Genomic DNA, 25,783 nt, shown 5'->3' with positions numbered 1-25,783 from the left:
AAAGTAAGCCTTCCCTAAATGGCGTCGACAATTTAGGGAAGGCTTACCAAAATTAGGTTCGTCTTTCTTTAGGAATGGTAACCTAATAGGGGATAGATCACCACTCTGAAGTGGCATTGAATCGCATTCTGACGTACCGTAAGAGGCATGGCCCTCATCAACAAGAAAGAACCGCGCTCCAAGTTCTACGAACTGCTGCAGGCGCAGATCCACAACGAGTTCAACGCGTCCCAGCAGTACATCGCGCTCGCGGTGTGGTTCGACGCCGAGGACCTGCCGCAGCTGGCGAAGCACTTCTACAAGCAGTCGGTCGAAGAGCGCAACCACGCGATGGCGCTCGTGCAGTTCATGCTCGACCGCGACCACCACGTCGACATCCCCGGCACCGGGGAGGTGCGCAACGACTTCTCCGGCGTCACCGAGCTCATCGAGCTCGCGCTTGAGCAGGAGAAGGAGGTCGCCACCGACATCTCCACGATGGCCAGGGCGGCGCGCGCCGAAGAGGACTACATCAGCGAGCAGTTCACGCAGTGGTTCCTCAAGGAGCAGGTCGAAGAGATCTCGCAGATGAACACGCTGCTGACGATCGTCAAGCGCGCGAACGGCAACCTGTTCGAGGTCGAGGCGCACCTGCACCGCGAATCCGTCGGCGACGCCGGCGCGGACGCGCAGATGCCGCCGGTGGCCGGCGGGGCGCTCTAGAAGACTTCCCACCACGAAGACCGGAAAACCCGGGCTCTCCCCCTGTGGACAGCCCGGGTTTTCCGTGTGCGGCGCCGGTCAGCCGGCGCAGTCCTGGTTGAGGCTCATCAGACTGGTCTGCACGACCCCGGTGTCGTCGAGCCGGAAGTGGTACTCCGAAGTGCTGCGGGCCGGGGCGACGATGCCGCCCGGCTCGGTTTTGGCCTCGGGGTAGGTGGCGAGCACCTGCTCCTTCGTGGACCCGGCGCCGACGCCCTCGGCGGTGTGCGCCGCCTGTTCCGGCGTGACGACGGTGAGCCCGACGGCCTTCGAGATGACGACGGTCGCCGCAGCCGGCACTCCGCTGCCCTGCGCCGTGTACGTGGAGCAGCTCGCGCCGGCCTGCTCGTCGCTGAACGTGACCCCCTGGGCCGTCAGCTCGGCCTCGGACATCCCCAGCTTGAGGGCGCCGAAGCCGTCCGAGGCGAGCAGTGGCCCGCTCAGGACGGCCGGGAGCTTCGAAGGCGGCTGGGCCGACGACGGCGGCACCGTCCGCGAGGGCGATGACCCCGCCGGCGGGGAGACGTCGATGTCCTGCGTGCTGGTCGGCTCGGGGGCCGGCGGCTGGGGCTGCCGGCCGGGCGTGAGGTTCTCCGGTGGTTTGACGCTGATCGAGGCGCCGTCGGCGGACATCACCGCGGTGCCTTCGTCCGTGTGGAGCCGCACCACGGTGAGCCCCCCGGCCACGAACACCACGGCGGCCGCGACGCCGACCGCGGTCAGCGCACCTTGACGACGGTGGCGACGGCGGCGCGCACCGACGACGATGACCGTGCCGGCGTCGGGTGGCGGGGGCAAGTCGAGCCGCTCATCGGCGAACAGGGCGCGCAGGCGCTGCTCCAGTTCGTCCTCGGAGATGTTCAACCCGCGTCACTCCCTTCGCCGTCGGCCGCCTTCAGTTTCATCCGCAGCGACGCGATCGCCTTGCTGGCCTGGCTCTTGACGGTGCCCTGCGTGACACCGAGCGCACCGGCGATCTCCGCTTCCGAGAGACCTTCGTAGTAACGCAGCACCATCACGGCGCGTTGCCGCGGCGGCAGCGTTCGTAACGCGCGCCACAGCGGCTCGTGCTCGAACGGGTCGTCCGGAACGTGCGGATCGGTGTCCGGCAGGTCGGCCACCAGGTTCTCGCGGCGCGTGCGGCGCCACCGGCTGACGTGCGCGTTCGCCATCGAGCGGCGGACGTAGGCCAGCGGGTCGCCGGTCTTCTCGTGCACGTAGGTCCAGCGTGAACCCATCTTCTCGAGCACGGTCTGGACCAGGTCCGCCGCGTCGTGCGGGTTGCCGGTCAGCGCGTGGCCGTAGCGCAGCAACCCCGGCAGCACGGCCTGCACGAAGTCCCCGAAGTCGGCGAGCTCACCCGGCAACGTCGCGGCCCTCCCTCGGCCTGCGCTGGTCACCCAGGTATCTCCCCCGGTGAAGACGGGTGCCGCAGCGGTCACCGTATCGCCTCCCATCGGGGTCGGGTAGCCAGAAGCCGAGTCACCTTCCTCCCCAACACGCATCACAACCCCCTCAGGTTGCCCGCGTCCCCGCACGAATGTCGGAGACGCTCTGACGTGCTCCGCGTCAGCGGAGCGCGAGCGACTCCGGCAGCCGGAAGCCGCCGTCCGCCACTTCGGTGAACTCGTGGACGTCCACGACGGCGGCACGCGGGATCGGGCCGTACACGTGCGGGAACCAGACCCCGGCCGGATGCGGCGGCTCGCCGTCCTCCCAGCGGACCGGGACGCCCAGCTTCGCCGGGTCGATCTCGAGCAGCACCAGGTCGGTCCGGCCCTGGTAGAGCGCGTTGGCCGGCAGGTGCGCCGTGCCGAAGTCGGAGCAGTGGATGAACCCGACGTCATCCAGCGACGGCGCCCGGTATTCACCGCCCTCGACGGCCTCGGCCCAGTCGGCCGCCCCGCAGATGTGGAGTATCACGCGGAGAATGGTCCCACCAGCGCGATCCGGCGGCGGTGTCTCGTGCGCCACATAATGCCTGGTTGAACGCTCATCGAGCATGTGGGAGAGCACCCGGTGAAACCGGCAGTCCGGTGCCGGATGACGAAGGGCCGCCCCGTGTGGGACGGCCCTTTCGTGGCTTTCGTGGCTCTCGGTCAGCGCAGGGTGAGCTGACGGCCGATCAGGCCGTCACGCGCCCGCCGCTCGGCGGCGTTCAGCGGCTCGGCGTCGAGGGACTTGAGCGCCGTGTCGAGACGGGCGCCCAGGGCGTCCTTCGCGTCCGCCCACTCGCGGGCGTGGGCCTCGGAGTCGAGGTCCCAGACCGGGACGAGCAGGCCGTGCGCCCGGAACGAACCCGCGTAGCGCGAGCCCTCACCGAGGCCCAGTTCACCGGCCGCGGACAGCCGCGCCAGGGCCTGGAGAAGCAGGTTCTCCGACTCCGGACGGACCCAGCGCAGGTGCGCCTTCTCGCCGGCGAGCACCCAGTAGGCGCCGAAGCCGAGCCGCTCGGTCGGCATGATCGCGGCGTTGGCGCGCTCGAGGGACACCGCGACGTCACCGGTGGCGTCCGCGTCCTCGGGCAGCCACCACGCGAAGTCGCTGTGCAGCGCGACGTCGAGCTCGGCGCCCGGGGTCAGCAGGTCCTGCAGCCGGGTGTGCTCGTCGGCCTCCGGCGGGGTGGTGGTGTCCGGCACGCCGAGGACGTCGCCCTCCTTGGCGTCCAGCAGCCACTTCAGCGAGCGGCCGAGGTCGCGGCTGATGTCGGAGGACCGGGTCTGCACCTGCAGGCCGAGGTAGCGCTCACCGTCGGAACGGACGAACGCGGCCGCGGCCATCGGCAGCACGGTGGCGATGGTGACGTCCCCGCCGTCGGCGAGGGTGAGTTTCGCCGTCGCGGACGGCACGAACTCACGCAGCGCGATCAGCTCGGGCTCCGCCGCCAGCCCTTCGAACGGCTGCCCGACGAAGACGTCGCGCACCTTCGGCTTGCGGTCCGACGCCTGCTTGGGACCCTTCTTGCGCGCGCCCTTGCCCACGGCTGCCTCCTCTGGCTCGGCCTGGAACGCTATCGAAGGGTTAGTCTCGCGACGTGTTCGACCCCCGCGATCCTGACTTCCTCGAAGACCCGTACCCCGCCTTCGCCGCTCTCCGCGCACAGGGCGACGTCCATTTCCACGAGGAGCTCGGCCTGGCGTTGGCGATGTCGCACGCCGCGTCGTCGGCCGTGTTGCGCCACCGCGGGCTGGGCCGGATCTGGCAGGACGCCCAGCCGCTCGAGCGGTTCGCCTCGTTCAACCTGCTGCACCGCAACTCCCTGCTGGAGAACGAGCCGCCGGCCCACACGCGGCTGCGCCGCCTGATCGCGGGCGCGTTCGGCCGCGGCCACGTGCAGCGCCTGCGCCCGATGGTCGCGACGCTCGCCGCCAAGATGGTCGACGACCTGGCCGCGGCCATCGCCACCGACGGCAGCGCGGATCTGCTGGAGCACCTCGCCCAGCCGCTGCCGGTCGCGGTGATCGCCGAGCTGCTCGGCGTCCCGGGCACCGACGGGCCGCGGATGGTGCAGCTGTCCAACGCGATCGTGAAGATGTACGAGTACGACCTGCCCGAAGAGGGCCGCGACGCCGCCGAGCAGGCCGCCGGCGAGTTCGTCTCGTACGTCCGCTCAGTCGCGGCTTCCCGGGCCGCCGCGCCCGGTGACGACATCATCAGTGACCTCCTGCGAAGTGAGTTGACGCCCGACGAGCTGGTCGCGACGGCGGTGCTGCTGCTGATGGCCGGCCACGAGGCGACGGTCAACGTGCTCGGCAACGGCATCACAGCCCTCCTCACCCATCGGGACCAATGGGATCGGCTGTTGGCGACGCCGACGCTGCTCGATCCGTGCGTCGAGGAGCTGATCCGGTTCGACGCACCCCTGCAGCTGTTCGAGCGGACGGCGACCGAGGACGTCTCGATCTCCGGCTTCGAGGTGAAGCGCGGCCAGAAGATCGGTGCGCTGCTGGGCGCCGCGGCTCGCGACCCGAAGGTGTTCGAGGAGCCGGACCGCCTCGACATCGGCCGGACCCCGAACGCGCACCTCGGCTTCGGCATGGGGATTCACTACTGCGTGGGCGCTCCTCTCGCTCGGGTGGAGATCGCGGCGGCGCTGACCGCGTTGACGGAAAAGTTGCCGGGGCTGCGGCTGGTGGAGGCGCCGCCGCGACGGCCGGAGTTCGTGATCCGCGGGTTGCGGGAGTTGCGGGTCACGGCCTGAGCTACGGACGCGGGGCTGGCGCTGGGTGAGCCGCATTGCGAGGGCCGCGGTAATTGGGCCCCGGGGGGCTCGTGTTGCCCGCGTCGCCAGTCCAGCCGATGGCTGACCTGCTGCGGTGGTCGCCATGGTCGGGGGCGTGAGCCGCGGCCTGCGTGGGCGGTCGTTGTAGCCAGGGTTGGGAGGCCCGCGGCCCGCGGGGCGAACACGGCGGCTCAGCTGAAAGACCCCCCGGCCTGTGTGGGCGGTCGCCGTAGCGGGTCGGAAACGCCTGCGGGGCGAATGCGGTGGCTCGGCTGGAGGAACCTTTGGCCTGCGTGGAGAGTCGCCGTCGTGGGGTGGGTGAGCCGCGGCAGGTGGGCGTGGGTGGCGGGTCATGGGGTGAGTCCTGCGAACAGGTCTGTCTCCAGCTCCGGGCCCGGAGCTGGGTGGGCTCGGTGGTAGTCCTCGAAGGGCCAGGTCTCTCGCTCGATTTCGCGGGAGTGGCTGAAGAACGGGTGCGCCGGGTCGACCTGGGTGGTGTGGGCCAGGAGTGCACGGTCTCGGGTTGCGAAGTGCTTCTCGCAGCGGATTTGGGTGGTGATCGGCAGCTTGTCCTCGGGCGGTAGTTCGTCCAGGACCGGGCCCATGGCCGATGTGAGGCCTGCAGCGAGGGTGGCTTTGTGGATGGCCTCGAACCACGCTCGGCTCAGGGTTGCTTGGTAGTACAGCTTTTGCGGTTGCCACGGGTTGCCGGGGTAGCGGGTGGGGTCGGCGGCCGCGGTGAGTGCCTCGATCGTCGCCTCGTGGGTGCGGATGTGGTCCGGGTGGGGGTAGCCGCCCGTTTCGTCGTACGTGATCACCACGTGCGGGCGGAACTTCCGGATCAGTGCGACCAGTGGGGCGGCCGCCTCTTCCAGTGGCAGGGCAGCGAACGAGCCTTCGGGTGGTGGCTCACCTTCGGCTGGAAGGCCGGAGTCCGTGTGGCCCAGGAACTGCTGGCGGACGCCCAGGATCTCGGCCGCCGCGGCCATTTCCCGGCGGCGGATGGCCGGGAGGTCGGCGTGGGTTTCGGGGGTGTCGAGGGCTGGGTTGAGGACGTCGCCGCGTTCGCCGCCGGTGCACGTTGCTACCAGGACGTCGACGCCTTCGGCGGCGTAGCGGGCGAGGGTTGCCGCGCCTTTGCTGGACTCGTCGTCGGGGTGGGCGTGGACGCTCAGGAGGCGGAAGGTCATGCCAGGCTCCTCTTCGGGCTTGAGGACTTCGGGAAGAACGCTGCGGGGACGAGGGTCAAGGCCGACAACGCCAAGGCCCACGTGAAGGTGGTGCCGAACGCCGTGGGGGCGGCGGTTCCGGCCAGTTCGTGGTGGAGGATCGCCGCCAGGAGCGCGGTGCCCAGGGAGCCGCCGATGCGGTTGACCACGTTGAACGCGCTCGCCGCTCGGGGGATGCGGGATCGCTCCAAGGAGCCGTAAAGCGTGGTCATGCCTGGGGTTGTCGCCGCGCCCAGGCCCGCGCCGCGGATCAGGAGGGACACGGTCAGCAGGACGCCGCCGGGAGACGAACCCAGCTGCGTGAACGCGATCGTGCCCAGCAGGGACAACGTGATCCCGGCCAGCATCATCGTGCGGGGGCCGAACCGGGCCAGCAGGCGGCCACCCATGAGCAGCACCGCTGCCGATCCCACCGCCTGGGGAGCCAGGAGCAGGGCCGCCTGCAACGCGCTCGCGTGGTCCACCTGCTGGTAGTACAGCGGGAGCAGCAACATCGAGCTGTACAGCGACGCGCCCAGCAGGAACGTGCTTGCGCTGGCGACCGCGAAACCCTTGTCCCGGAACAACTTCAGGTCCAGCACCGCCGATCGGGCCCGGGCCGCGTGGACGCCGTACGCGAGCAGCAACGCCGCTCCGGCGACCGCGGCTACGACGACGCCTTCGGCCAGGCCGTACACGAACGCGCCCAGACCCGGGGACAGCAGCGCGATCCCCCGGACGTCGAGTGGTTCGCGCACGCCACCCGGTTCCGGGGCCGGGAGCAGGCGGCGGGCGAACAAGAACGTCGCCACGCCCAGCGGGACGATGCCGAAGAACATCCAGCGCCAGCCGAAGCCGGCGACGAGGGCGCCGCCGAGCATCGGGCCGAGGGCCGGGGCGACCGTGGCCGGCAGCGTGATCACGCCGATCATCCGCCCCAGCGCCGGGCCCGCTTCCTGCGCGAACACCGCCTGGCCGACCGGCTGCATCAGGCCGCCGCCCAGGCCATGGAGCACCCGGAATCCGATCAGCGCGGGTGCCGACCACGCGAAGCCGCACAGCAGCGTGCCCGCTGTGAAGAGCGCGACCGCGGTCAGCCAGACCGCGCGGCCGCCGAACCGGTCGGTCAGCCAGCCCGACAGCGGGATCGCCGCCGAAGCCGCCAGCAGGTACGCACTGGCGACCCACTGCACGGTCGTCAGCGGGCTGCGCAGATCACGGGCGATCGAGTCGATCCCGACGGTCACGATCGTGGCGTCCAGGATCGACAGCACCGCGCCCATGATCAGCACACCGCCGAGGCGCCAGAGCGCCTTGTCCGGCCGGACTGCCGTGGTCATGCCCACCCCCCATTCGCTAGGTCCGACCTCAGATTAGGTCGAACCCACTCGATGGGTCAAGCACAAGTTTGGGTCCGACCCAGTAGAGTGACGGCATGAGCGAGGGACTCCGGGCCCAGAAGAAGCACGAGACCAGGAGGAACATCTCCGACGTCGCGACCGGCCTGTTCATCCGGAACGGCTTCGAGGACGTGACGATCGCGGAGATCGCCGCCGAGGCGCGGGTGGCCAAGATGACCGTGACGAACCACTTCCCGCGCAAGGAGGACCTGGTCTTCGACATCCGTGCGGACTTCGCGACTTGGCCCGCGTCACTGATCCACGACAGCGCCTTCCACGACACGCGCGAGATCTACTTCGAGGCCCTGGGCGCCGAACACGCGCTCGTCGGCTTTTCGGGCCGGGGGTTCGCGCGGATGATCAAGGAGAGCCAGGTCCTGACGAACGCGCTGCACGAGATGCACCGCGAGCGCGAGGAGGCGCTCACGCACCTCCTGATCGGCCGGCACCCCGAGCGGGAGCTCGGGCCGGTGCTGGCCGCCGCGCACCTCGCGACCGTGCTGCGGGTGCTCTTCCAGGAGGTCTTCGACCGGACGCTCGAAGACGAGCCCGCGAAGCAGATCGCCGCCGCCGTGTGGCCCCTCGCCGGACAGGCCTTCGACCAGCTGGAGCCGGTCTTCGGGACCTACTAGCGCGCCGCGCCGGCCGGGCGCTTGGTCCGCAGCTCGGGCTCGGGCGCGCCGTCGACCTTCAGCACGCGCAGCTCGCGCACGCCCATCGCGTCCGACGGCGCCAGCAACGCCGTGAACCGCCGCACGACCAGCGCCGTCACGACCGCGAGCGCGGCCGCCGCGAGGTCGGTCAGCGCGACCAGGACGACGCTGTCCGCCATCGACTGCACGTCGGTGCGGAAGCGCCAGACGATCGTCACGCCCAGCATGATCCAGTTCAGCAGCCAGGCACCCCACCAGACGAGCACCTGGCGGGACGGCTTCGGCCGGACGTCACGCGCGCGGCCCAGCACCGCGTGCTCCAGCTCGCCGACGATCGACAGCGCCATCGGCAGGTTCGCGATCGGCACCAGGATGCCGACCAGCACCTGCCACACCGGGCGCGGCGGGTCGTCGCCCGAGGCGTCCGCGGCCGCGTGCCGGGCGACCAGCAGCCACCAGACCGACAGCCCCGCCGGCAGCAGCGCGAGGATCGAGGCGAGCAGGCCCGCGGTGAGCACGAAGCCGTCGGAGAACGCGACGACCGAGCGGGTCAGCGCGGAGTCGCGGCCCTGGACGAGCAGCACGTACCGCCAGACCTCGGCGCTGGCGGCGACCACCGTGAGCACCGAGAACGCGAAGAGGATGCCGACCAGGCTGCGGCTGAGCACCCGCACGCGGTCGATCGGGCGGACGGCGTCGGAGGCCGTGCCCGGGACCGACGTTGGCCGGCGCCAGACCAGGTTCGGGAAGCCCCAGCGCGGCGGCACCGGGTAGGACGGCGGGCCGTAGTAGCGCTCGGGGGCCACCGCCCGACGGCGCGGCCAGGCACCGGGCGGCGGGGTGGCCACCCAGCGCAGCTTCGGCCGGTGGACCGGACGGCGGTGGTACGGGTACGGCTCCGGGTGCGCGGCCAGCGCCCGGCCCTGCAGCTGCTGCGGGTTCGGCGGCGGCACGGCCGGACGCGGCCAGTACCCGGGTGGGTACGGCTGTCCCGCCGGAGGCTGACCCGGGTGCAAGGCTAGATCACTTCGGGATCGATGCCGGGGTGCTCGCCGACCATCGGCCGCCCTTCGCGGTGCCACGCGCCCATGCCGCCGGCGACGTTCACCGCGTCCCAGCCGCTCTGGTTCAGCCACGCTGTGGCGCGGGCGGACCGGCCGCCGCTGCGGCAGATCACGTGGATCGGCTGGTCGTCGGGCAGGTCGGTCAGCTCGCCGACGCGGGCCGGGAGCTCCCCCATCGGGATGTGCACGGCGCCGGGCGCGTGCCCGGCGGCCCACTCGTCGTCCTCGCGGACGTCAAGCAGCACGAGACCGTCTTGGGGCAGGTCGCGGACCTCGGCGGTCGGCAGTTCAGCGGGGCTCACCACGTTGACCATGCTGCCATGTCAGGGCGTTGCCCGCGTGTGAGGTGTGCGTACGAACGGTCCGTTCGCGACGGAACAGGCACGAACGGACCGTTCGTGCCGGAAAGCGCACCCGGATCCGGGTGCCGGAACCCGGATCTCGCGTGATCAGAGACGGATCTCGCGTGATTGGGGGCGGATCTCGCGTGATTGGCGGGGCGACAGGGCGAAGGGGGCCTTCCGCACGCCCGTGCGGAAGGCCCCCTTCGTGACGTGGAGCTAGTGCGAGACGGCTTTTTCGGCGCCCGCGCCCGTCAAGGCCCGGACCTCCATCTCGGCGTACTTCTTCTTGTTGTGCTCCTTCGACAGGACCGTGCCCAGCCAGCCGAGGAAGAACGCGATCGGGATCGAGAACAGTCCCGGGTTGTCGAGCGGGAACCAGTGGAAGTCGACGCCCTGGATCATCGACGCGCTCTTGCCCGTCTTGGCGTCCACCGGCTTCCCGGAGACCGCCGGCGAGAACACGATCAGCACGATCGTCACCAGCAGGCCGCCGTAGATCGACCACAGCGCGCCCTGGGTGTTGAACCGCTTCCAGAACAGCGAGTAGAGGATCGTCGGCAGGTTCGCCGACGCCGCCACCGCGAACGCCAGGGCCACGAGGAACGCCACGTTCTGCGTCTTCGCCAGGATGCCGCCGACGATCGCGACCGCGCCGATCACCAGCGCGGTGATCCGCGCGACGCGCACCTCCGAGCCCGGCGACGGCTTGCCCCGCTTCACCACGCTGGCGTAGACGTCGTGCGCGAAGGACGCCGACGCCGTGATCGTCAGGCCCGCGACGACCGCGAGGATCGTGGCGAACGCGACCGCGGAGATGAACCCGAGCAGCACCGGGCCGCCCAGCTCCAGCGCCAGCAGCGGCGCCGCGGAGTTCGTCGTGCCCGGGGCCTTCGCGATCTTCTCCGGCCCGACGATCGCGCCGGCGCCGTAGCCCAGCACCAGCGTGAACAGGTAGAAGATGCCGATCAGCACGATGGCCCAGACCACCGAGCGCCGGGCGTCCTTGGCCGTGGGGACCGTGTAGAAGCGCATCAGGACGTGCGGCAGGCCGGCGGTGCCCAGCACCAGCGCGACGCCGAGCGACAGGAAGTCCAGCTTGGTCGTGCCGGTCTTGCCGTACTGCTTGCCCGGGTCGAGCAGCGCCGCGCCGCCCTTGCCGCCCTTGTCGACGGCGGCCTGGAACAGGTCGGACAGGTTGAAGCCGTACTTCCCCAGCACCCACAGCGTCATCGCGAACGCGCCGACGATCAGCAGCGCGGCCTTGATGATCTGCACCCAGGTGGTGCCCTTCATGCCGCCGATCAAGACGTACAGGATCATGATCACGCCGACCACGGCGATCACCAGGTCCTGCCCGAGCTCGCTGTCGATCCCGAGCAGCAGGTTGACCAGACCACCCGCGCCCGCCATCTGCGCGAGCAGGTAGAAGAACGAAACGGCCAGCGTCGAGACGGCCGCCGCGGCGCGCACCGGACGTTGTTTCATCCGGAACGCGAGCACGTCGCCCATCGTGAACTTGCCGGTGTTGCGCAGCAGTTCCGCGACCAGCAGCAGCGCGACGAGCCAAGCGACCAGGAAGCCGATCGAATAGAGGAAGCCGTCGTAGCCGTTGACCGCGATCGCGCCCGCGATGCCGAGGAACGACGCCGCCGAAAGATAGTCGCCGGAAATCGCGATGCCGTTCTGCGGGCCGGTGAACGCTCGCCCGGCGGCGTAGTAGTCGGACGCCGTCTTGGTGTTGCGGCTGGCCCGGAACACGATCACCAGCGTGATCGCGACGAAGACCAGGAAGATGATGATGTTGAGGGTGGAGTTGGAACCCTCCACGCCCGCGGCGAGGTTCATCGGCCGGGGTCTCCTTCGATGCTCGCGCGGATCTCGTCGGCCACCGGGTCGAGCTTCCGGTTGGCGTAGCGCACGTACAGCCCCGTGATGACGAACGTCGACACGAACTGCAGCAGGCCGAAGACCAGCCCGACGGTGATGTTGCCGGACAACCTGGTGCTCATGAACCCGTGCGCGTAGTCGGCGAGCAGGACGTAGAGCAGGTACCAGAGCAGGAACAACGCCGTCATCGGGAACACGAAGACGCGCAACCGCCGGCGCAGGCCGGTGAACTCGGGGCTTTCCTGGATCCTCTCCCACTCGGTCTGCGACTCCGCGCCACCGACGTCTTCCTCGGTGCTGCTCACAGAAGATCTCCACCTTTCCCGTTTTTTCGTACTGTCCGTACTGTTTGAAGCCAACGGACCGTAAAGAGTTAACGGCGTGGTTGGTAAGCCCCCAATCGGGCGCTTGACCTTCTGTAGAAAAACCGCTTGAGATTCGTGTGGGATGTCCGTTTAGCGGACGGGTGATCACTCGATCGGGTAATGCGTTCTCACGGCGAGTCAGCGAATTACTTGCGGTGCCGTCCCCGACCGGCGACCCGGGTCTTCTCCTCGGCTTGACCGAATCGGGCGACAGCGCGGTCGTGCATGAAGCCGAGCGGGTCCGGAGCGTGTAGGCGCAGCATGATGTCGTGCACGTGGTCCGGGCGGCCGTAGCCCGTGACGCGGCTGACGAGGTACGTCGTGACGAACGCGACCGGCACGGTGATCAGCGCCGGCTGGGTGGCGAACCACGGCGCCCAGCCCCCGGTGTAGCCGCTCACGATGTTGACGACCAGCGCGGCCAGCACCAGGCCGCCGCCGACGAACATCCCGGCCAGCGCACCGGGCCAGGACAGCTTGCGCCACCAGATGCCCAGTACCAGCAACGGGCTGAACGTCGACGCCGCGAGCGCGAACGTCATCCCCACCGACAGCGAGAGGTCCTCCGGCCGCAACAGCACGGCCAGGGCGACCGGGAACAGCGCGACCAGCACGGTCGCCACGCGGAAGTCGCGCACCCGGCCGGGCAGCAGGTCCGTCGACACCACGCCGGCCACGCTCACCAGCAGCCCGGACGTGCTGGACAGGAACGCCGCGAACGCGCCGGCCGCGGTGACCGCGCCGAGGATCTGGCCGCTGACGCCCGGCAGCATCGCCGAGGGCAGCCGCAGGATCGCCGCGTCCGTCTTGCCGGTGACCAGCAGCTCCGGCACGTACATCCGGGACAACGCGCCCAGCAGCGTCGGGAACAGGTAGAACAGGCCGAGCAGCAGCAGGACGTGCACGGTGGTCCGGCGCGCGGCCTTGCCGTCGGGGTTGGTGTAGAAGCGGACCAGCACGTGCGGCAGGCCCATGGTGCCGAGGAACGTCGCGAACATCAGCGAGTACGTCTGGAGCAGGTCGGTCAGGCTGCCCGACCCCGGGTGCAGCCAGTTCCCGTTGTCGGCGACGGCGTCGGCGACCACCGGCACCGGCGTGCCGGCCAGGAACTTCAGCTTGGTGCCTTCGGCGACCGTGTGCGGGGCCAGCGGGGTCCAGTGCGTCGGCCCGGCGGCCGGGCCGTTGTCCGCGAAGCCGTACGCGTAGAGGAACGTGTCGGAGGTGACGTGCAGGGTGACGTCGGTCTGGACGTCGACCGTGGTGTCGGTGGTGAACACCGGCGGGGCGGCCGTGCCGAGCGGGCGGAAGCCGTCCGGGCCGCCGCCGGAGAAGAACACCATGCACAGCACGAACGCGGGCACCGAGATCGCGAACAGCTTGAGCCAGTACTGGAACGCCTGGACGACGGTGATCGCCCGCATCCCGCCGGCGATCACGTTGAACGCCACCAGGACCATCACGACGACGGCGCCCGCCCAGGCCGGCACCGGCAGGATCGTCGCGAGCGTCAACCCGGCGCCCTGCAGCTGCGGGACCATGTAGAGGATCCCGATGAACACGACGAACGCCGTGGAGAACCGGCGCAGGCCGATCGAGCCGAGCCGCATCTCGAGGAAGTCCGGCAGCGTGTACGCGCCGGAGCGCCGCAGCGGCGCGGCGACGAAGAGCATCAGCGCGAGGTAACCGGCGGTGAAGCCGATCGGGAACCACAGCGCGTCGGCGCCCTCCTTGAGCACGATGCCGGCGATGCCGAGGAACGACGCCGCGGACAGGTACTCACCGGAGATGGCGGCCGCGTTGCGCCGCGACCGCACGGTGCGCCGCGCGACCAGGAAGTCGTGCGTGCTCGTGGCGGACCGCGAAGAGCGGTGACCGAGGTAGAACGTCACCACGGCGACCAGCACGATGCCGGTCAACGCCCACGGGTTCAGCTGCACGGAGGAATCCTCGCACGGGGAGGCGCGAAACTAGTTTTCGATCATGTCCACGAAGGCGCGCTCGTTGCGCTCGGCCAGCCGGTTGTACCAGAGGCCGACGCCGAACAGGAACGGGAACGGCAGCACGCCGAGGATCAGCCACGCCACCGGGATGCCGGCCAGGCTCAGCCGGGAGAACCCGGGGAGCAGGTAGAACAGCACCGGCAGCGAGCCGAACACCACGACCACCAGCAGGGACAGCAGCAACGCCGTCCGCAGCTGCACCTTCACCAAGTGGTCACGGACGAGCAGCTTCCCCCAGCTGGTCTGTTCCTCCAGCTCGACGCGGGCCCGCAGGGTGCCGGCGCCGCGCTTCGGGTCGCTGAGGATCACGCGTTCACGCTTGGGTTTCGCGTGCTGTTCGTGCTTCGCCGGCTCGTCCGGCGCGGGTGGCAACGGCTCGACGACGGCCTGCTCGGTCGGCTGCGGCAGCGGCCGCTGCGGGCGCCGGCCGAGCGTCGGATCGGGCTCGCGCACGCCGTTCGCGCGGCGGTCGTAGAAGTCTTCGGTCATGACCGGTCCCGGCTCAGCCGTTCCGGCCCGAACCGACCAGCCGGTCCTTCAGGGCCCGGGTGTGCCGCCGGCTGACCGGCAGCACCTTCTCCTCGTTGCCGATCACGACCTGGTAGCCGCCCTGGCCCATCCGCAGCTCGGTGATGAGCGGCAGCGCGACCAGGAACGACCGGTGGATCCGGACGAACCCGGCCTTCTCCCAGCGCTCCTCGAGCTGCGCCAGCGGGATGCGGACCAGGTGGCTGCCTTCGGTGGTGAACAGCCGCGCGTAGTCGCCCTGGGCCTCGACCCAGCGGACCGAGGAGCGCGGGATGAGCTTGGTGGTGCCGGCCAGCTCGACCGGGATGACTTCGTCGTCGTTCTTGACGCCGGGCTCGCCGCCGACGGCACCGGCGGCCGGCGCCGCGGCCGAGGCCAGCTTTTCGATGACGCGCGTGATCGCGCGGTCGAGGCGGTCCTGCTGGTACGGCTTGAGCACGTAGTCGAGCGCGCCGAGGTCGAAGGCGTTGACGGCCTCTTCGGCGTGCCCGGTGACGAACACCAGCGCGGGCGAGGGCCGGAGCGCGGCGAACACCCGCGACATCTCCATCCCGGACAACCCGGGCATGTCGATGTCCGCGAAGACGGCGTCGACGATCGGCAGGCCGCGCTCCTTGCGCTCGCGTAGCCTCGGGTCGTCGGTCGACAGCAGCCTCAGTGCCTCCGACGCGTCGATCGCCGGGAACACCTTCGCCACGTGCGGGCTGTTGCGCAGGCAGTGGACGAGTTCGTCCAGACCTCGAGGCTCGTCGTCCACAGCCAGGACCACGAGCTTCCGGGTGTCATCGTGAGCACTCACAGTGAAACGCATCCTGCCCATTGCCGAGTGCAATGTCCAGCCCCCGTCCGCCTGAAGTGAGAGGCTTATTCTGGTCAGGCCGCCGCGCCCCGCCTGCACGCCGCAGCTGCTCAGGGCAGCCATGCGGCGGCCGACGGCTGAATAAGCCTCTTAGGAGACCCGCGGACGGCAGCGCCGCCCGCGGGTCCCTCGTCTCAATGCACGAAGGTGAACCAGTTGAGGTTCACGAAGTCGGCGGGCTGGCCGCTCGTGAACGTCATGTACACGTTGTGCACGCCCGTCACGGCGCTGGTGTTCGCCGGCACCGTCCGCCAGGTCTGCCAACCGCCCGTGCTGCCGACAGCGAAGCTCCCGACCAGTGCGTTGGACAAGCTGTCCAGCCGGACTTCCACCAATCCGCTGACCCCGTTCGCGGCACCGGACGCCACGCGCGCCTGGAAGTTCGTCGCCGCGCTGCTCCCGAAGTCGACGCCCGGGTAGAGCGCCCAGTCGCCGTTGCCGGCCGGGCCGATGTTCTGGCCGCCGCCGGTGTCGGTGGTCGTCTGCTTGGCCAGGCCGTTCTGCTGGCTGTACGACTCGGCCTGGATGGTGCTGTACGCGCTGCTCCCACCGGACGGCGGCGTCGTGGTCGTGGTCGGCGGGGTCGTCGGGGTGGTGGTGCCGCCACCGCCGGAGCCGCGGGTGCTCACGGTGACGTAGTCGACGACCATCGGGTGTCCCGGCACGATCCCCGCGCCCGGCGTCGTGGTGCCGGAGTTGTTGTTGGGGAACGCGCCGCCGATGGCGACGTTCAGCAGCACGAAGTAGCCGGCGTGGCTCGTCATGTTGGCCCAGGTCGTGGCGTCGACCTGGTTCTGGCTGACCGAGTGGAACTGCTGCCCGTCGACGAACCAGCGGAACACCTGCGGGCTGACGCTCGCGTCCCATTCGAAGCGGTAGGTGTGGAAGCCGGCCTGGCAGGTCGCGCCCGGGCAGGCCCGGTTGTTGACGATGCCGGTGGTCTCGTTGCACGGGCCGCCGGGGTTGACGCCGCAGTGCATGACGCCCCAGACGGAGTTGATCCCGTTGACGTTCTCCATGATGTCGAACTCGCCGATGGCGGGCCAGTTCCACCAGTTGCCGCGGTAGGGCCCGCCGAGCGCCCAGAAGGCCGGCCAGTAGCCGAGCGCGGCGGCGCCGGTGACGTTGGGCATCTGGATGCGGCTCTCGATCCGCATCACCCCGCCCGCCGGCGGCTTGAAGTCGGTGCGCTGGGTTTCGATCCGCCCGGACGTCCAGTTGCCCGCGCCGTCGCGCAAGGGCGTGATGCGGAGGTTGCCGGAGCCGTCGAGCGCGAGGTTGGACGTGCTCGACGTGTAGTTCTGGATCTCACCCGTGCCCCAGTTGCCGGGGCCGCCGGGGTAGGCGTGGCCGGTGTCGATGATCCAGTTCGAACCGGATGGCAGGGCGCCGGAGCCGCCGGTGAAGTCGTCGGCGAACACCGTCGTCCAGCCGGACTCCGGTGGCGGGATGGACGCCGACGCGGGCAAGGTGAGCGGGATGGCGATGAGCGCGGCGCCGGCCAGGGCGCCGAGGGCCAACCGTGTCGAGGTGCGGGAGAGGTGGGGCATCGGGGGCGACCTCCTCGTCGAACCGGATTTGTTGCGGGTCACAACAAAGCCCGTGACGAGGAGACCTCCCCGGGCGGAGTGATCGCCAGGGGCGTTACGAAGCAAGAGTGATACAGGTCACAAAGTCTGCCCTGAAGTACTCGAAACGGACAGTTCCAACAGGGCCGATCCGACGACGCCGAGAGCGTCCTCGACCCCCGGCAGCGAGCGCAGGTGCGGTGTCCGGGCGACGTCGTTGACCACCGTGAGCGCGGCTTGGACCCGCACGCGCGCCGGGTCCGCGCCGAGGTCCGGGTGGACGTCGAGCAGCAGCCGGACCCACGCCTCGACGTACTCGCGCTGGGTGCGGCGCAGCTCGTGCCGCTCGGGTTCCGGCAGCAGCCCGACCTCGGTGATCAGCAGGTCGACGACGTCGTGGTGGGCCAGCGAGTACCCGGCGTACGACCGCAGCAGGGCGGGCAACGACGCCGTCCGCAAGCCGTCGCCGAGTGCGTCGGCCCCGGTGCGCAGGGCCGTCATCAGCAGCTCGGCCTTGCTCTCGAAGTGGTGGTAGACGCTCGGTCCGGTGATCCCGGCCGCCGCGCCGACCTCCTCGATGGCCACGCTGTGGAAGCCGCGCTCGGCGAAGAGCCGGGTCGCGGTCGTCAGCAGCAGCGCCCGCCGGTTCGCCGGCTCGACGACCGGGGCGGCCGTGCGTTTCCCCAGGTCCGGGAGATCGGCGGCGGCGACCGCGCCGGCCAGCGACGTCATCAGCTCGTCGTAGGCCGGGCGCGGCAGGTCGACGCGCTGGAAGGAGACGCTGACCAGCACCGCGAGCACCGACCAGGCCAGCAGCCCGGCCTGGTCGGCGGTCAGCTCCCGGCGCCGGTCGCGCAGCTGCCCGGTGAGCTGCCCGGCCAGCCGCCGCAAGGGCTCGCCGACGCGGTGGCGCTCGGCCGGTTCGAGGTGGCGGGACTCGCGTTGCCACAGGATGCCGACGTCGCGCCGGTCGAGCGCACCGGCCGCCAGGTCGGCGAAGTCGGTGACGGCGAGCGCGGTCAGCGCGTCTTCGACCACCGCGGCGAGCAGTTCCTGCTTGCCGCGGAAGTGCCGGTACAGCGCCGACGGGCCGATCGCGACGGCGTCGGCGATGTCGCCCATCGCGACGTGCGGGTAGCCGCGGCGGACGAACAGCTCGGCCGCCGCGGCCACGATCAGCGCGCGGCGGTTGCGCGGCCGGGTGCCGCGGGCGGGTGCGGACAACTCAGTGGACCCCGCGGTCGCCGTCGGTCCAGTGCCGCTTGCGCAGCTCGCGCTTGAGGATCTTGCCCGCGCCGGACATCGGCAGGGCGTCGGTGAACTCGAACGTGCGCGGCACCTTGTAGCCCGCAATGGCCTCGCGGCAGAAGTCACGCAGTTCGTCGCCGGTCGCCTCCCGGCCGTCGAGCAGCACGACGACGGCGTGCACCCGCTCGCCCCACCGCTCGTCCGGCACGCCGATCACCGCGCACGCGGCGACGGACGGGTGCTTCGCGAGCGCGTTCTCCACCTCGGCCGAGTACACGTTCTCGCCGCCGGACACGATCATGTCCTTGATCCGGTCGACGACGAAGACGTAACCGCGCTCGTCCATGTAGCCGCCGTCGCCGGTGTGCATCCAGCCGCCGCGCAACGCGGTCGCCGTCTCCTGCGGCCGGTTCCAGTAGCCGAGCATCACGTGGTCGCCGCGGCAGACGATCTCACCCACGCTGCCGCGCGGCACCTCGACGTCGTCGACGTCGACGATCCGGACCTCGGCGTGCGGCGCGGCCCGCCCGGCGGCCCGGCGCAGCGCCGGGTCGTCGTGGTCCTCGGCGGACAGCAGCGTCGCGACCGGCGAGAGCTCCGTCATGCCGTACGCCTGCACGAAACCCGCACCGGGAAAGGCTTTCCGGGCGCGGTCGAGCACGGCTTCGGAGATCGGCGAAGCGCCGTAAACGACGTGCTTCATCGACGTCAGGTCGTGCTTCGCGACGTCCGGGTGGTCGACGAGCAGCTGGATCATCGTCGGCACCAGCAGCGTGTCCGTGACGCCCCGGCCGCTGATCGCCTCGAGCACCCCGGCCGGGGTGAACATCGGGACGATCACGTGCGTGGCGCCGACGAGCTGCCCGGCAGCCCAGGCCGCGCCGTCGGCCAGGTGGAACATCGGCGCGGCGTGCAGCAGCTTCCCGCGGGCGGTGAGGAACCGGCCGGTGGCGAGGCTGCCCAGCGCCGACGTCAGCAGGTTGCGGTGGCTGAGCATGACGCCCTTGGGCGTGCCCGTGGTGCCGCCGGTGTAGTAGACGCCGAGCAGGTCGTCGCCTCCGCGGCGCGCGTCGTCGACCGGATCGGCGCCGGCGACGAGGTCCTCGTAGCCCAGCATCCCGTCCGGCGTCGGCGTCTCGCCGATGTGGACGACCGTGGTCACGCCGGCTTCGCGCAGCTTCGGCACCATCGGGACGAAGGCGTCATCGACGAGCAGCACGCGCGTGTCGGATTCGGTGAGCGAGTAGGCGATCTCCGCCGGGCTCCAGCGGATGTTGATCGGGTTGAGCACGGCGTTCGCCCACGGCGTCGCCAGGAGGTACTCGTGGTAGCGATCGGAGTTGAGAGCGAGGATCCCGACGCGGTCACCGGCGCCGACACCGAGCTCCTTGAGCGCCCCGGCGAACCGGGCCACGCGCCCGGCGACCTCGCCGACGGTCCGGACCCGCTCGCCGAACTCGGTCATCGGCCGGTCCGGCCCTTGCTGCACGGCCTGGTGAAGGGTCTGCGTGAGGTGCATCCGCCGCTCCTTTGCGGTCCGGTCCCCTAGCGCTGATTCACATAGCCTAGCGCCGATTCACTTAGGAGACCAGACCTCGACGGCCACGAGAGCCGTCGAGGGGAGGGGTCAGAGACCGAAGCGGGACCAGGCGGCCTTCTCACGCGTGGCGGAGGCACCCTTCGACTTGCGCCGGTGCGCCGGAATGTCCGGAGCGGTGGGCGTTCGGCGAGGCCGATCCATACCTGCCGCGTGGTGGACTTCGCGGACTGACAGAGGGTTTCCCAGCCTTCGCCGCCTAGGCATCGCTCAGACGTCCGTGAGGCCCGGGACGGGACCGAAGTCCTCCTCGATCGGGCCGCTGAGCTTGCCGGCGAGTACCGGATCGGCGTGAATGGCGGCGGTGCTGCGCCACTCCGTGATCGTCTGCGCGAGGACCGACCACTGCCCGAGCTCCGCGGAAGCCTGAAAGGCGCGCGCGAAGTCGTGGACGAACTGCGCCTGCTCCGCCTCGGGCAGGACGTCCACCCACGGAAACTCTTCGAGAAGAGCCATCGCCGCCACGTCGTGCGGCAGGTGCGCCAGCACGTTGCGCAGCGCGCACCGCGGCCACCGAGCCTTCCGACGCCCGAGACCGATGAGCTGAAGCTCGTTCAGAGACCGAAGCGGGACCAGGCCGCCTTCTGCGTCACGGCGTCCAGCACCGCGGATGCGGCGGCCGGGGCGCCGATGCCGAGGCGGGCCAGCAGGGGGCGCTTCGGTTCGGCTACCGAGATGTCGGCTTCCGGGTAGCGCTCGGTGATGATCTGGCGGAGGCTGCCGAGGCCGTCGATCAGGCCCAGCTCGACGGCCTTCGCGCCGAGCCAGACGTCACCGGTGAAAAGGTCCTCCGTGTCGGTCAGGCGGTCGCCGCGGCGGTCCTTCACCCAGTTGACGAACAGGTCGTGGAGCTGGGTGTGCATCTTCTTCAGCCACTCGACGTCTTCGGGCTTCTCCGGCGAGAACGGGTCGAGGCGCGACTTGTTCGCGCCCGCCGTGTGCAGCCGGCGCTCGATGCCGAAGCGTTCCAGCAGCCCGGTGAAGCCGAAGCCGCCGCTGATCACGCCGATCGAGCCGACCATCGACGTCCGGTGCGCGTAGATCTCGTCGGCCGCGCAGGCCAGCCAGTAGCCGCCGGACGCGGCGACATCCTCGCAGAACGCCAGGACCGGCACGCCCTTCTCGTCGGCCAGCTGCCGGATCCGCTCGGCGACCAGGCCGGACTGCGTCGGCGCGCCGCCCGGCGAGTTGATCAGCAGCGCGACGGCCTTGAGCCGCTCGTGGCCGAACGCCCTGGTCAGCGCGGACTCGACCGCGTTGAGGTTGATCGCGCCCCTGGCCAGCGGTGACGGCGACGGCGTGATCACCCCGTGCAGCTTCACCACGGCCACGACGTCCTTGCGCTCGACCCGGTCGGCCAGACCCGGAATCCGCGAAGCCAGCTTGTCCGTAACGCTCATAAGGCCAGGCTAGCCGGATTCAGCCCATGGGGAGGATGCCGGACCGGGTGCCGTTGACGCCGTTCGCCTCGGCGCCGTTGAGCTGCGCCGGAACGCCCTGCGACGGGACGTCGGCGCTGTCGTTGTCGGAGCTGTAGTCCGGCATGTTCGGGCGGACGCCGGGGACGAACTTCGGCACCCGCAGCGTCACCTTCATGCCGGCGCCGGGCGCCGTCTCGACCATCACCGCGTAGTCGCTGCCGAACACCTGCTGCATCCGCTGGCTGATGTTGCCGAGCCCGACGTGGGCGCCGGCGCTGTGCGCGTTCTTGACGTCCTTCAGCCGCCGCGGGTCCATGCCGATGCCGTCGTCCTCGACGCTGATCAGCGCCTCGGTGCCGTAGTCCTGCGCGATCACCGTGACGCAGCCGCCGCTGGGCTTGCTGGCCAGGCCGTGCTTGACCGCGTTCTCGACCAGCGGCTGGATGATCAGGAACGGCACGACCACGCTGAGCACCTCGGGCGCGATCTTCATCCGCACCTCGAGCCGGCCGCCGAAGCGGGCGTTCTCGATGGTCAGGTAGCGGTCGATGTTGCGCAGCTCCTCGGCGAGCGAGGTGAACATGCCCGACGACCGGAACGAGTAGCGCGTGAAGTCGGCGAAGTCCTGAAGCAGCTCTCGCGCCTCTTCGGGGTCCGTGCGGATCAACGCGGAGATGGTGTTCAGCGCGTTGTAGACGAAGTGCGGTGAGATCTGCGCGCGCAGCGCCTTGATCTCGGCCTGCTGCAGCTGCTGCTTCGACTCGTCGAGCCGGGACAGCTCGAACTGCGTGCAGACGAACTGCGCGACGGCGTCGGCCATCTGCACCAGCCGCCCGCGGGTCCGGCCGACGACGATCAGCGCCGCCTCGGTCTCGCCCTCCACCAGCAGCGGCACGATCACGGCGGTCTTCATCCGGCAGGTGCCGCGGTGGTTGCAGGGCATCCGGTCGTGCGCGACGACCTCCCGGCGGTGCTTGCGGATGGCCGCGCTGATCGCGTCGACGAGGTCGACGTAGTGCTCGTTCGCCTCGCCGTCCCACGACAGCAGCGTGCCCTCGCTGTCGGTGATGCCGACGGCGACGCAGTCGAGCATCTGCAGCAGCTGGGTGGTGATCTTGTCGGCGGCGTCCTCGTCCAGGCCCGAACGGAGGTTCGGCGCGGCTTTCGACATCCGGTGGACCGCCTGCAGCATGGCGTCCTCGACGACGCTGGCCGGCTTCCGCTGCTTGAACAGCAGCACGATCACCGCGATGCCGAGCAGCACCGCGAGGCCCCACGGAACGATCTGCGCAAGCGGAAACCCGGACACGGCGTCCATGCTCTGCGCTCGACCAACCGGGTGCAAGGCCTGATCCCACTTTCTGTTCAAACGTGACGACCGAGGGTGGGAACGACCCTACTAAGAGTCGGGCAACGGCCACCCCGGTCACCGTGCGCAACACGCGGACGTGGCGTCTTGTTCCACCACATCCGGGGATATGACCAGGAAGAACGCCCTTTCGGCGGGCACCGGCCGACGGGCGGCCGAGGTCGCACGCGTGGTGGCGCAGCACGTGCGGCCGAACGGGGGAATCCGGACCGTGACGCCGTGACCACACGTGTCACGCGCCGCCGGCGCTACTTCAGCAGGCGGGACATCCGGCGGTCGGCCAGCGGCTTGCCGCCGGTCTGGCAGGTCGGGCAGTACTGGAACGACTTGTCGGCGAAGGAGATCTCGCGGATCGTGTCGCCGCAGACCGGGCACGGCAGCCCGGTGCGGGCGTGCACGCGCAGGCCCGACCGCTTCTCGCCCTTGAGCCGCGCCGCCTTCTGGCCGACCGAGCGCTCGACGGCGTCGGACTCGATCTCGTGGATCGCCTCGGCGAGGACCTCCAGCGCGCCTTCGTCGAGCTTGCCGATCGTGGCATACGGCGAAAGCTTCGCGCGGTGCATGATCTCGTCGGAGTAGGCGTTGCCGATGCCGGCGAGCAGCGACTGGTCGGTCAGCGCCCACTTCAGCCGGGTGTTCCTCCCGGCGAACAGCTCCCGCAGCTGGGTGGCGTCCAGCGCCAGCGCGTCCGGGCCGAGGCGGGCGACGCTCGCGATCTCCTGCGGGTCCTTGACGATCCACACCGCGAGGCCCTTCTTCGTGCCGGCCTCGGTCAGGTCGAACCCCGGCCCGGTGGCGGCCTCGAGGTGCACGCGCAGCGAGATCGGGCCCTTGCCCGGCTTGAGCGGGGTCGCGGCCAGCCCGTCCGACCAGCGCAGCCAGCCCGCGCGGGCCAGGTGGACGACCAGGTGCAGGTCGCCGGCGACGACGTCGAGGTGCTTGCCGTGCCGGGTCGCGCCCGTGATCTCGCGGCCGTGCAGGTCGGTCCACGGCGGCGTGGCCGTCTTCAGCACGCTCAACGATGCGACATCGATCCGGAAGATCGTCCGGCCGACCGCGTTCTCCCGCAGGAAGTGGGCCAGCGCTTCGACCTCGGGTAGCTCGGGCATGCCCCCAGTCTCACCCTTTCGGCCGCAAACCGGTACCGGCTACTCGACCGGGTGCAGCGGCCCGTCGAAGTCCGGCAGCGAGTGCCGCTGGATGGTCTTGGAGATCTTCTTGACCTCGCCCTGCACGGTGAACATGCCGCGGATGGTGCCGACCCAGCGCTCGGACGGCCGGTCGCCGGTCATGTCGCCTTCGGTCTCCGCGACGACCGTCCACGGCCGGCGCAGGATCCACCGCAAGGGGAAGAACAGCATGATCAGCAGCAGTGCGAGCAGCACCCACGCCGGCACGCTGACCTGGTCAGGCGTCCAGACCACGAGGATCACGGCCAGCAGCGCGGTCACGACGATCATCGCGATGCCGGGGCCGTAGCTGCCCGCGACGTCGTGCTCGAAGTCGTCGGCCGTGGCCGGGGCCCGCCATTCCATCTGGGCACGGACCACCCAGTCGCGGCCGTCTTCGCCGCGCACCAGCCGGTTCATTCAGTAGCCTCCCGGGCCGCCCGCAAGATGAGCAGCACAACGGTACCTTGCGCGGCCGCACCCGCGCGAGAGCGGAATCGGACATCCCGCCACGCGGAGTTGATCACCGCTGTTCAGGAGCCCGACGACGTGAACGCCGTCGAATCCGACGATTCGCCCGAATCGGTGACTTCGGTGCTGCTGCTCGGGCACGGCTTCCCCGACGTCGGCGTCACCGAGGTCGAGGGTTCCGCGGTCGCGGAGTCGTCGCCGGAGGGCTCCGGCTTGGTCGTCACGGTCGGCGAACCCGTCGGGCGGCCGGTCGGCGACAGCTCGGGTACGTCGGCGCTCTCCGGCTCGTCGGGGTCACTCGACTCGGTGATGGTCATGTCCGGGCTCGGCGTCTCCGTGTCGAGCCGCGGCGACGTCGAGGAGTGGTCGGGCGCGCTGAACGTCGAGGGGGCTTCCTCGTCGTCGCGCGGGGCGACGAGCCCGCCGGTCCCGTTGCCGGTGTCCCCGGAGGTGGTGTCGCCCGGGGCGTCGCCGCCCGGGACGCTCGGCACCTCGTTCGCGCCGAGCTGCCGGTGCCCGGTGCTGCGGGCCGCCCGGCCCGGGACGGTGATCCCGGTACCGCGGCCGTTGAGCACGCCGATGCCGATCCGCGGGTCCTGCTGCGGCTGGGGTGGTGGCTGCTGGTGCGTCTCGCTCGGCGGCGCGACCACGAGCTCCGGCGCGCCGCCGGTCAGCCCGACGTCCTGCACCGGCGTCGAGCCGAACAGCACCGGCCCGGCGGCGACGCCGACGGCGCCCACGGCCGCGGTCGACGCCAGCGCGAGCCCGATCTTGACCTTCGAGCCGACCAGGACGCCCTTGACGGTGGCGCCGAGCCCGGCCAGCACGCCGCTGCCGCTGACCGCGGCGCCCGGCACCAGCAGCACCAGCACACCGGCGTGCGCGCGCAGCGACGAGCAGACGTCGCGCAGTTCGTCCTGGGTGGCGCGGCACGACGGGCAGCCGTGCAGGTGCGCCTTGATCCGCTCGGCCTCGGCCCCGGTGACGCTGCCCGCGGTGAAGCCGCCGAGCTTCTCGACGACCGCGCGGCACGAGTCCGGCCCGCGGTTCACCGAAAGGTGGGCCTGCAGGTAGGCCGCGCGCAGCCCCTGGCGGGCCCGGCGGGCCAGCGCCGCGGTGGCGTTGGCGCTCAGCCCGAAGTGGGTGGCGACCATGGCGGGCTGCTCGCCCTCGACCTCGGTCTGCCACAGCACGGTGCGCCAGCGCTCGGGCAGGCTGGTGAACGCCGTCGTGATCAGCGTGTGCTCGGCGGTGCGGGCGTGGGTGTCCGCCCCGGCGCCGGCGCGGAAGTTCAGCTCGTCGTCGGAGACCGGGACGTCGCGGCGGGCGCCGTGCCACTCCCACGACACCCGGCGGGCGACGGTGAGCAGGTAGGCGCGGACGTAGTCCCGGGGACCGGAGCCGCGGCGCAGGGCCTGCAGCACGCGGAAGAACGTCTCCGCGGTGATGTCCTCGGCCTCGGACCGGTCGGACGCCAGGCTCTGCGCGAGTCTCCGGACGGCGGCGGCGTGCAGCTCGAACAGCTCCCCGAACGCGGCGTCCTCGCCGTTTCGAAGTCGATGCAGCAGCGCTTGCTCGTCGGATTCCGAGGCCGCTGGTGGCGGCACAGTGCCCAGCTCGGTCATCCGGCCCGGCACCTCCTCCCCGAAGGTCTCCCCATTCGGTCGAA

The 25,783-nt window shown here is 70.6% G+C and carries 25 protein-coding genes; 3 read left to right on the top strand and 22 right to left on the bottom strand.

Going from position 1 to position 25,783, the window contains the following annotated elements; all coding sequences use genetic code 11:
• Positions 1 to 147: 147 nt before the first annotated feature.
• Complete coding sequence (locus OG439_RS39160) at positions 148 to 702, top strand: ferritin (RefSeq protein ID WP_326945547.1); 555 nt, start codon at positions 148 to 150, stop codon at positions 700 to 702.
• A gap of 78 nt (positions 703 to 780) precedes the next feature.
• Here the strand turns inward: OG439_RS39160 and OG439_RS39155 are convergent, their stop codons facing one another.
• The 4 genes from OG439_RS39155 to OG439_RS39140 form a co-directional block, all read right to left on the bottom strand.
• On the bottom strand, positions 781 to 1,605 hold the full coding sequence (locus OG439_RS39155; RefSeq protein WP_326945546.1) for a hypothetical protein: 825 nt from the start codon (positions 1,603 to 1,605) through the stop codon (positions 781 to 783).
• Positions 1,602 to 2,108: a SigE family RNA polymerase sigma factor gene (locus tag OG439_RS39150; RefSeq protein WP_326951729.1), complete on the bottom strand. Its 507-nt coding sequence runs from the start codon at positions 2,106 to 2,108 to the stop codon at positions 1,602 to 1,604. Before OG439_RS39150 ends, OG439_RS39155 begins: the two co-directional genes overlap by 4 nt.
• Before the next feature lie 202 nt (positions 2,109 to 2,310).
• The gene (locus OG439_RS39145; protein WP_247059826.1) at positions 2,311 to 2,664 is read right to left on the bottom strand and encodes a DUF952 domain-containing protein; all 354 of its coding nucleotides are present in this window, start codon (positions 2,662 to 2,664) and stop codon (positions 2,311 to 2,313) included.
• A 176-nt stretch (positions 2,665 to 2,840) separates the two neighbouring features.
• Positions 2,841 to 3,722 (bottom strand): DUF5926 family protein, encoded by an 882-nt coding sequence (locus tag OG439_RS39140; protein ID WP_326945545.1) that lies wholly within the window; start codon positions 3,720 to 3,722, stop codon positions 2,841 to 2,843.
• Between the two features lie 53 nt (positions 3,723 to 3,775).
• Here OG439_RS39140 and OG439_RS39135 point away from each other — a divergent pair, with 53 nt between their 5' ends.
• Positions 3,776 to 4,942 (top strand): cytochrome P450, encoded by a 1,167-nt coding sequence (locus OG439_RS39135; RefSeq protein ID WP_326945544.1) that lies wholly within the window; start codon positions 3,776 to 3,778, stop codon positions 4,940 to 4,942.
• Positions 4,943 to 5,313: 371 nt separating this feature from the next.
• Here OG439_RS39135 and mca read toward each other — a convergent pair whose 3' ends face one another.
• Together mca and OG439_RS39125 are read right to left on the bottom strand one after the other, a co-directional pair.
• A complete protein-coding gene (mca, locus tag OG439_RS39130) occupies positions 5,314 to 6,153 on the bottom strand; it encodes a mycothiol conjugate amidase Mca (RefSeq protein WP_326945543.1) in 840 nt (279 codons plus the stop codon).
• Complete coding sequence (locus OG439_RS39125; RefSeq protein WP_326945542.1) at positions 6,150 to 7,511, bottom strand: DHA2 family efflux MFS transporter permease subunit; 1,362 nt, start codon at positions 7,509 to 7,511, stop codon at positions 6,150 to 6,152. Before OG439_RS39125 ends, mca begins: the two co-directional genes overlap by 4 nt.
• 95 nt (positions 7,512 to 7,606) lie before the next feature.
• On the opposite strand from OG439_RS39125, the gene OG439_RS39120 reads away from it, so the two are divergent.
• Complete coding sequence (locus OG439_RS39120) at positions 7,607 to 8,203, top strand: TetR/AcrR family transcriptional regulator (protein ID WP_326945541.1); 597 nt, start codon at positions 7,607 to 7,609, stop codon at positions 8,201 to 8,203.
• On the opposite strand, the gene OG439_RS39115 is transcribed toward OG439_RS39120, so the two are convergent.
• The 16 genes from OG439_RS39115 to OG439_RS39040 form a co-directional block, all read right to left on the bottom strand.
• Complete coding sequence (locus tag OG439_RS39115) at positions 8,200 to 9,240, bottom strand: DUF4328 domain-containing protein (RefSeq protein ID WP_326945540.1); 1,041 nt, start codon at positions 9,238 to 9,240, stop codon at positions 8,200 to 8,202. The two genes, OG439_RS39120 and OG439_RS39115, sit on opposite strands and share 4 nt — an antisense overlap.
• Positions 9,241 to 9,242: 2 nt before the next feature.
• Positions 9,243 to 9,602, bottom strand: coding sequence for a rhodanese-like domain-containing protein (locus OG439_RS39110; RefSeq protein ID WP_323325508.1), 360 nt, complete (start codon positions 9,600 to 9,602; stop codon positions 9,243 to 9,245).
• A gap of 246 nt (positions 9,603 to 9,848) precedes the next feature.
• The gene (locus tag OG439_RS39105; protein WP_326945539.1) at positions 9,849 to 11,477 is read right to left on the bottom strand and encodes a solute symporter family protein; all 1,629 of its coding nucleotides are present in this window, start codon (positions 11,475 to 11,477) and stop codon (positions 9,849 to 9,851) included.
• On the bottom strand, positions 11,474 to 11,824 hold the full coding sequence (locus tag OG439_RS39100; RefSeq protein WP_247059816.1) for a DUF485 domain-containing protein: 351 nt from the start codon (positions 11,822 to 11,824) through the stop codon (positions 11,474 to 11,476). Before OG439_RS39100 ends, OG439_RS39105 begins: the two co-directional genes overlap by 4 nt.
• 206 nt (positions 11,825 to 12,030) lie before the next feature.
• Entirely contained in the window at positions 12,031 to 13,821 is a 1,791-nt protein-coding gene (locus OG439_RS39095; RefSeq protein ID WP_326945538.1) for a sodium/solute symporter, read from the bottom strand.
• Positions 13,822 to 13,851: 30 nt separating this feature from the next.
• Positions 13,852 to 14,373: a hypothetical protein gene (locus OG439_RS39090; RefSeq protein ID WP_326945537.1), complete on the bottom strand. Its 522-nt coding sequence runs from the start codon at positions 14,371 to 14,373 to the stop codon at positions 13,852 to 13,854.
• A 13-nt stretch (positions 14,374 to 14,386) separates the two neighbouring features.
• Complete coding sequence (locus tag OG439_RS39085; RefSeq protein ID WP_326945536.1) at positions 14,387 to 15,223, bottom strand: LytR/AlgR family response regulator transcription factor; 837 nt, start codon at positions 15,221 to 15,223, stop codon at positions 14,387 to 14,389.
• 182 nt (positions 15,224 to 15,405) lie between these two features.
• Positions 15,406 to 16,821 carry a glycoside hydrolase family 16 protein gene (locus OG439_RS39080; RefSeq protein ID WP_326945535.1) on the bottom strand — a complete coding sequence of 472 codons (1,416 nt, stop codon included), beginning with the start codon at positions 16,819 to 16,821 and terminating at the stop codon, positions 15,406 to 15,408.
• 117 nt (positions 16,822 to 16,938) lie between these two features.
• On the bottom strand, positions 16,939 to 18,063 hold the full coding sequence (locus tag OG439_RS39075) for a TetR/AcrR family transcriptional regulator (RefSeq protein WP_326945534.1): 1,125 nt from the start codon (positions 18,061 to 18,063) through the stop codon (positions 16,939 to 16,941).
• 1 nt (position 18,064) lies between these two features.
• Positions 18,065 to 19,663, bottom strand: coding sequence for a long-chain-fatty-acid--CoA ligase (locus tag OG439_RS39070; protein WP_326951728.1), 1,599 nt, complete (start codon positions 19,661 to 19,663; stop codon positions 18,065 to 18,067).
• Positions 19,664 to 19,894: 231 nt separating this feature from the next.
• Positions 19,895 to 20,173 carry a hypothetical protein gene (locus OG439_RS39065; protein WP_326945533.1) on the bottom strand — a complete coding sequence of 93 codons (279 nt, stop codon included), beginning with the start codon at positions 20,171 to 20,173 and terminating at the stop codon, positions 19,895 to 19,897.
• A gap of 65 nt (positions 20,174 to 20,238) precedes the next feature.
• On the bottom strand, positions 20,239 to 21,084 hold the full coding sequence (locus OG439_RS39060; protein ID WP_326945532.1) for a S49 family peptidase: 846 nt from the start codon (positions 21,082 to 21,084) through the stop codon (positions 20,239 to 20,241).
• A 19-nt stretch (positions 21,085 to 21,103) separates the two neighbouring features.
• Positions 21,104 to 22,423: a histidine kinase gene (locus OG439_RS39055; RefSeq protein ID WP_247059804.1), complete on the bottom strand. Its 1,320-nt coding sequence runs from the start codon at positions 22,421 to 22,423 to the stop codon at positions 21,104 to 21,106.
• 299 nt (positions 22,424 to 22,722) lie between these two features.
• The gene (locus OG439_RS39050; RefSeq protein ID WP_326945531.1) at positions 22,723 to 23,583 is read right to left on the bottom strand and encodes an Fpg/Nei family DNA glycosylase; all 861 of its coding nucleotides are present in this window, start codon (positions 23,581 to 23,583) and stop codon (positions 22,723 to 22,725) included.
• Positions 23,584 to 23,622: 39 nt separating this feature from the next.
• Positions 23,623 to 24,063 carry a DUF983 domain-containing protein gene (locus OG439_RS39045; RefSeq protein WP_326945530.1) on the bottom strand — a complete coding sequence of 147 codons (441 nt, stop codon included), beginning with the start codon at positions 24,061 to 24,063 and terminating at the stop codon, positions 23,623 to 23,625.
• A gap of 113 nt (positions 24,064 to 24,176) precedes the next feature.
• Entirely contained in the window at positions 24,177 to 25,739 is a 1,563-nt protein-coding gene (locus tag OG439_RS39040) for a sigma-70 family RNA polymerase sigma factor (RefSeq protein WP_326945529.1), read from the bottom strand.
• Positions 25,740 to 25,783: the final 44 nt, after the last annotated feature.

Origin of the sequence: Amycolatopsis sp. NBC_01307 (genome assembly GCF_035975215.1) — a bacterium.
GTDB lineage: Bacteria > Actinomycetota > Actinomycetes > Mycobacteriales > Pseudonocardiaceae > Amycolatopsis.
Note: the sequence above shows the minus strand (reverse complement) of the source record. Positions and strands in the feature narration are given on the sequence as shown.

Bases quoted from the DNA above. Each gene is read 5' to 3' on its own strand.
- OG439_RS39160 (WP_326945547.1), top strand. From the start codon at position 148: ATGGCCCTCATCAACAAGAAAGAACCGCGCTCCAAGTTCTACGAACTG.
- mca (WP_326945543.1), bottom strand. From the start codon at position 6,153: ATGACCTTCCGCCTCCTGAGCGTCCACGCCCACCCCGACGACGAGTCC.
- OG439_RS39125 (WP_326945542.1), bottom strand. From the start codon at position 7,511: ATGACCACGGCAGTCCGGCCGGACAAGGCGCTCTGGCGCCTCGGCGGT.
- OG439_RS39120 (WP_326945541.1), top strand. From the start codon at position 7,607: ATGAGCGAGGGACTCCGGGCCCAGAAGAAGCACGAGACCAGGAGGAAC.
- OG439_RS39110 (WP_323325508.1), bottom strand. From the start codon at position 9,602: ATGGTCAACGTGGTGAGCCCCGCTGAACTGCCGACCGCCGAGGTCCGC.
- OG439_RS39105 (WP_326945539.1), bottom strand. From the start codon at position 11,477: ATGAACCTCGCCGCGGGCGTGGAGGGTTCCAACTCCACCCTCAACATC.
- OG439_RS39090 (WP_326945537.1), bottom strand. From the start codon at position 14,373: ATGACCGAAGACTTCTACGACCGCCGCGCGAACGGCGTGCGCGAGCCC.
- OG439_RS39085 (WP_326945536.1), bottom strand. From the start codon at position 15,223: ATGCGTTTCACTGTGAGTGCTCACGATGACACCCGGAAGCTCGTGGTC.
- OG439_RS39080 (WP_326945535.1), bottom strand. From the start codon at position 16,821: ATGCCCCACCTCTCCCGCACCTCGACACGGTTGGCCCTCGGCGCCCTG.
- OG439_RS39060 (WP_326945532.1), bottom strand. From the start codon at position 21,084: ATGAGCGTTACGGACAAGCTGGCTTCGCGGATTCCGGGTCTGGCCGAC.
- OG439_RS39055 (WP_247059804.1), bottom strand. From the start codon at position 22,423: ATGGACGCCGTGTCCGGGTTTCCGCTTGCGCAGATCGTTCCGTGGGGC.
- OG439_RS39050 (WP_326945531.1), bottom strand. From the start codon at position 23,583: ATGCCCGAGCTACCCGAGGTCGAAGCGCTGGCCCACTTCCTGCGGGAG.
- OG439_RS39045 (WP_326945530.1), bottom strand. From the start codon at position 24,063: ATGAACCGGCTGGTGCGCGGCGAAGACGGCCGCGACTGGGTGGTCCGT.
- OG439_RS39040 (WP_326945529.1), bottom strand. From the start codon at position 25,739: ATGACCGAGCTGGGCACTGTGCCGCCACCAGCGGCCTCGGAATCCGAC.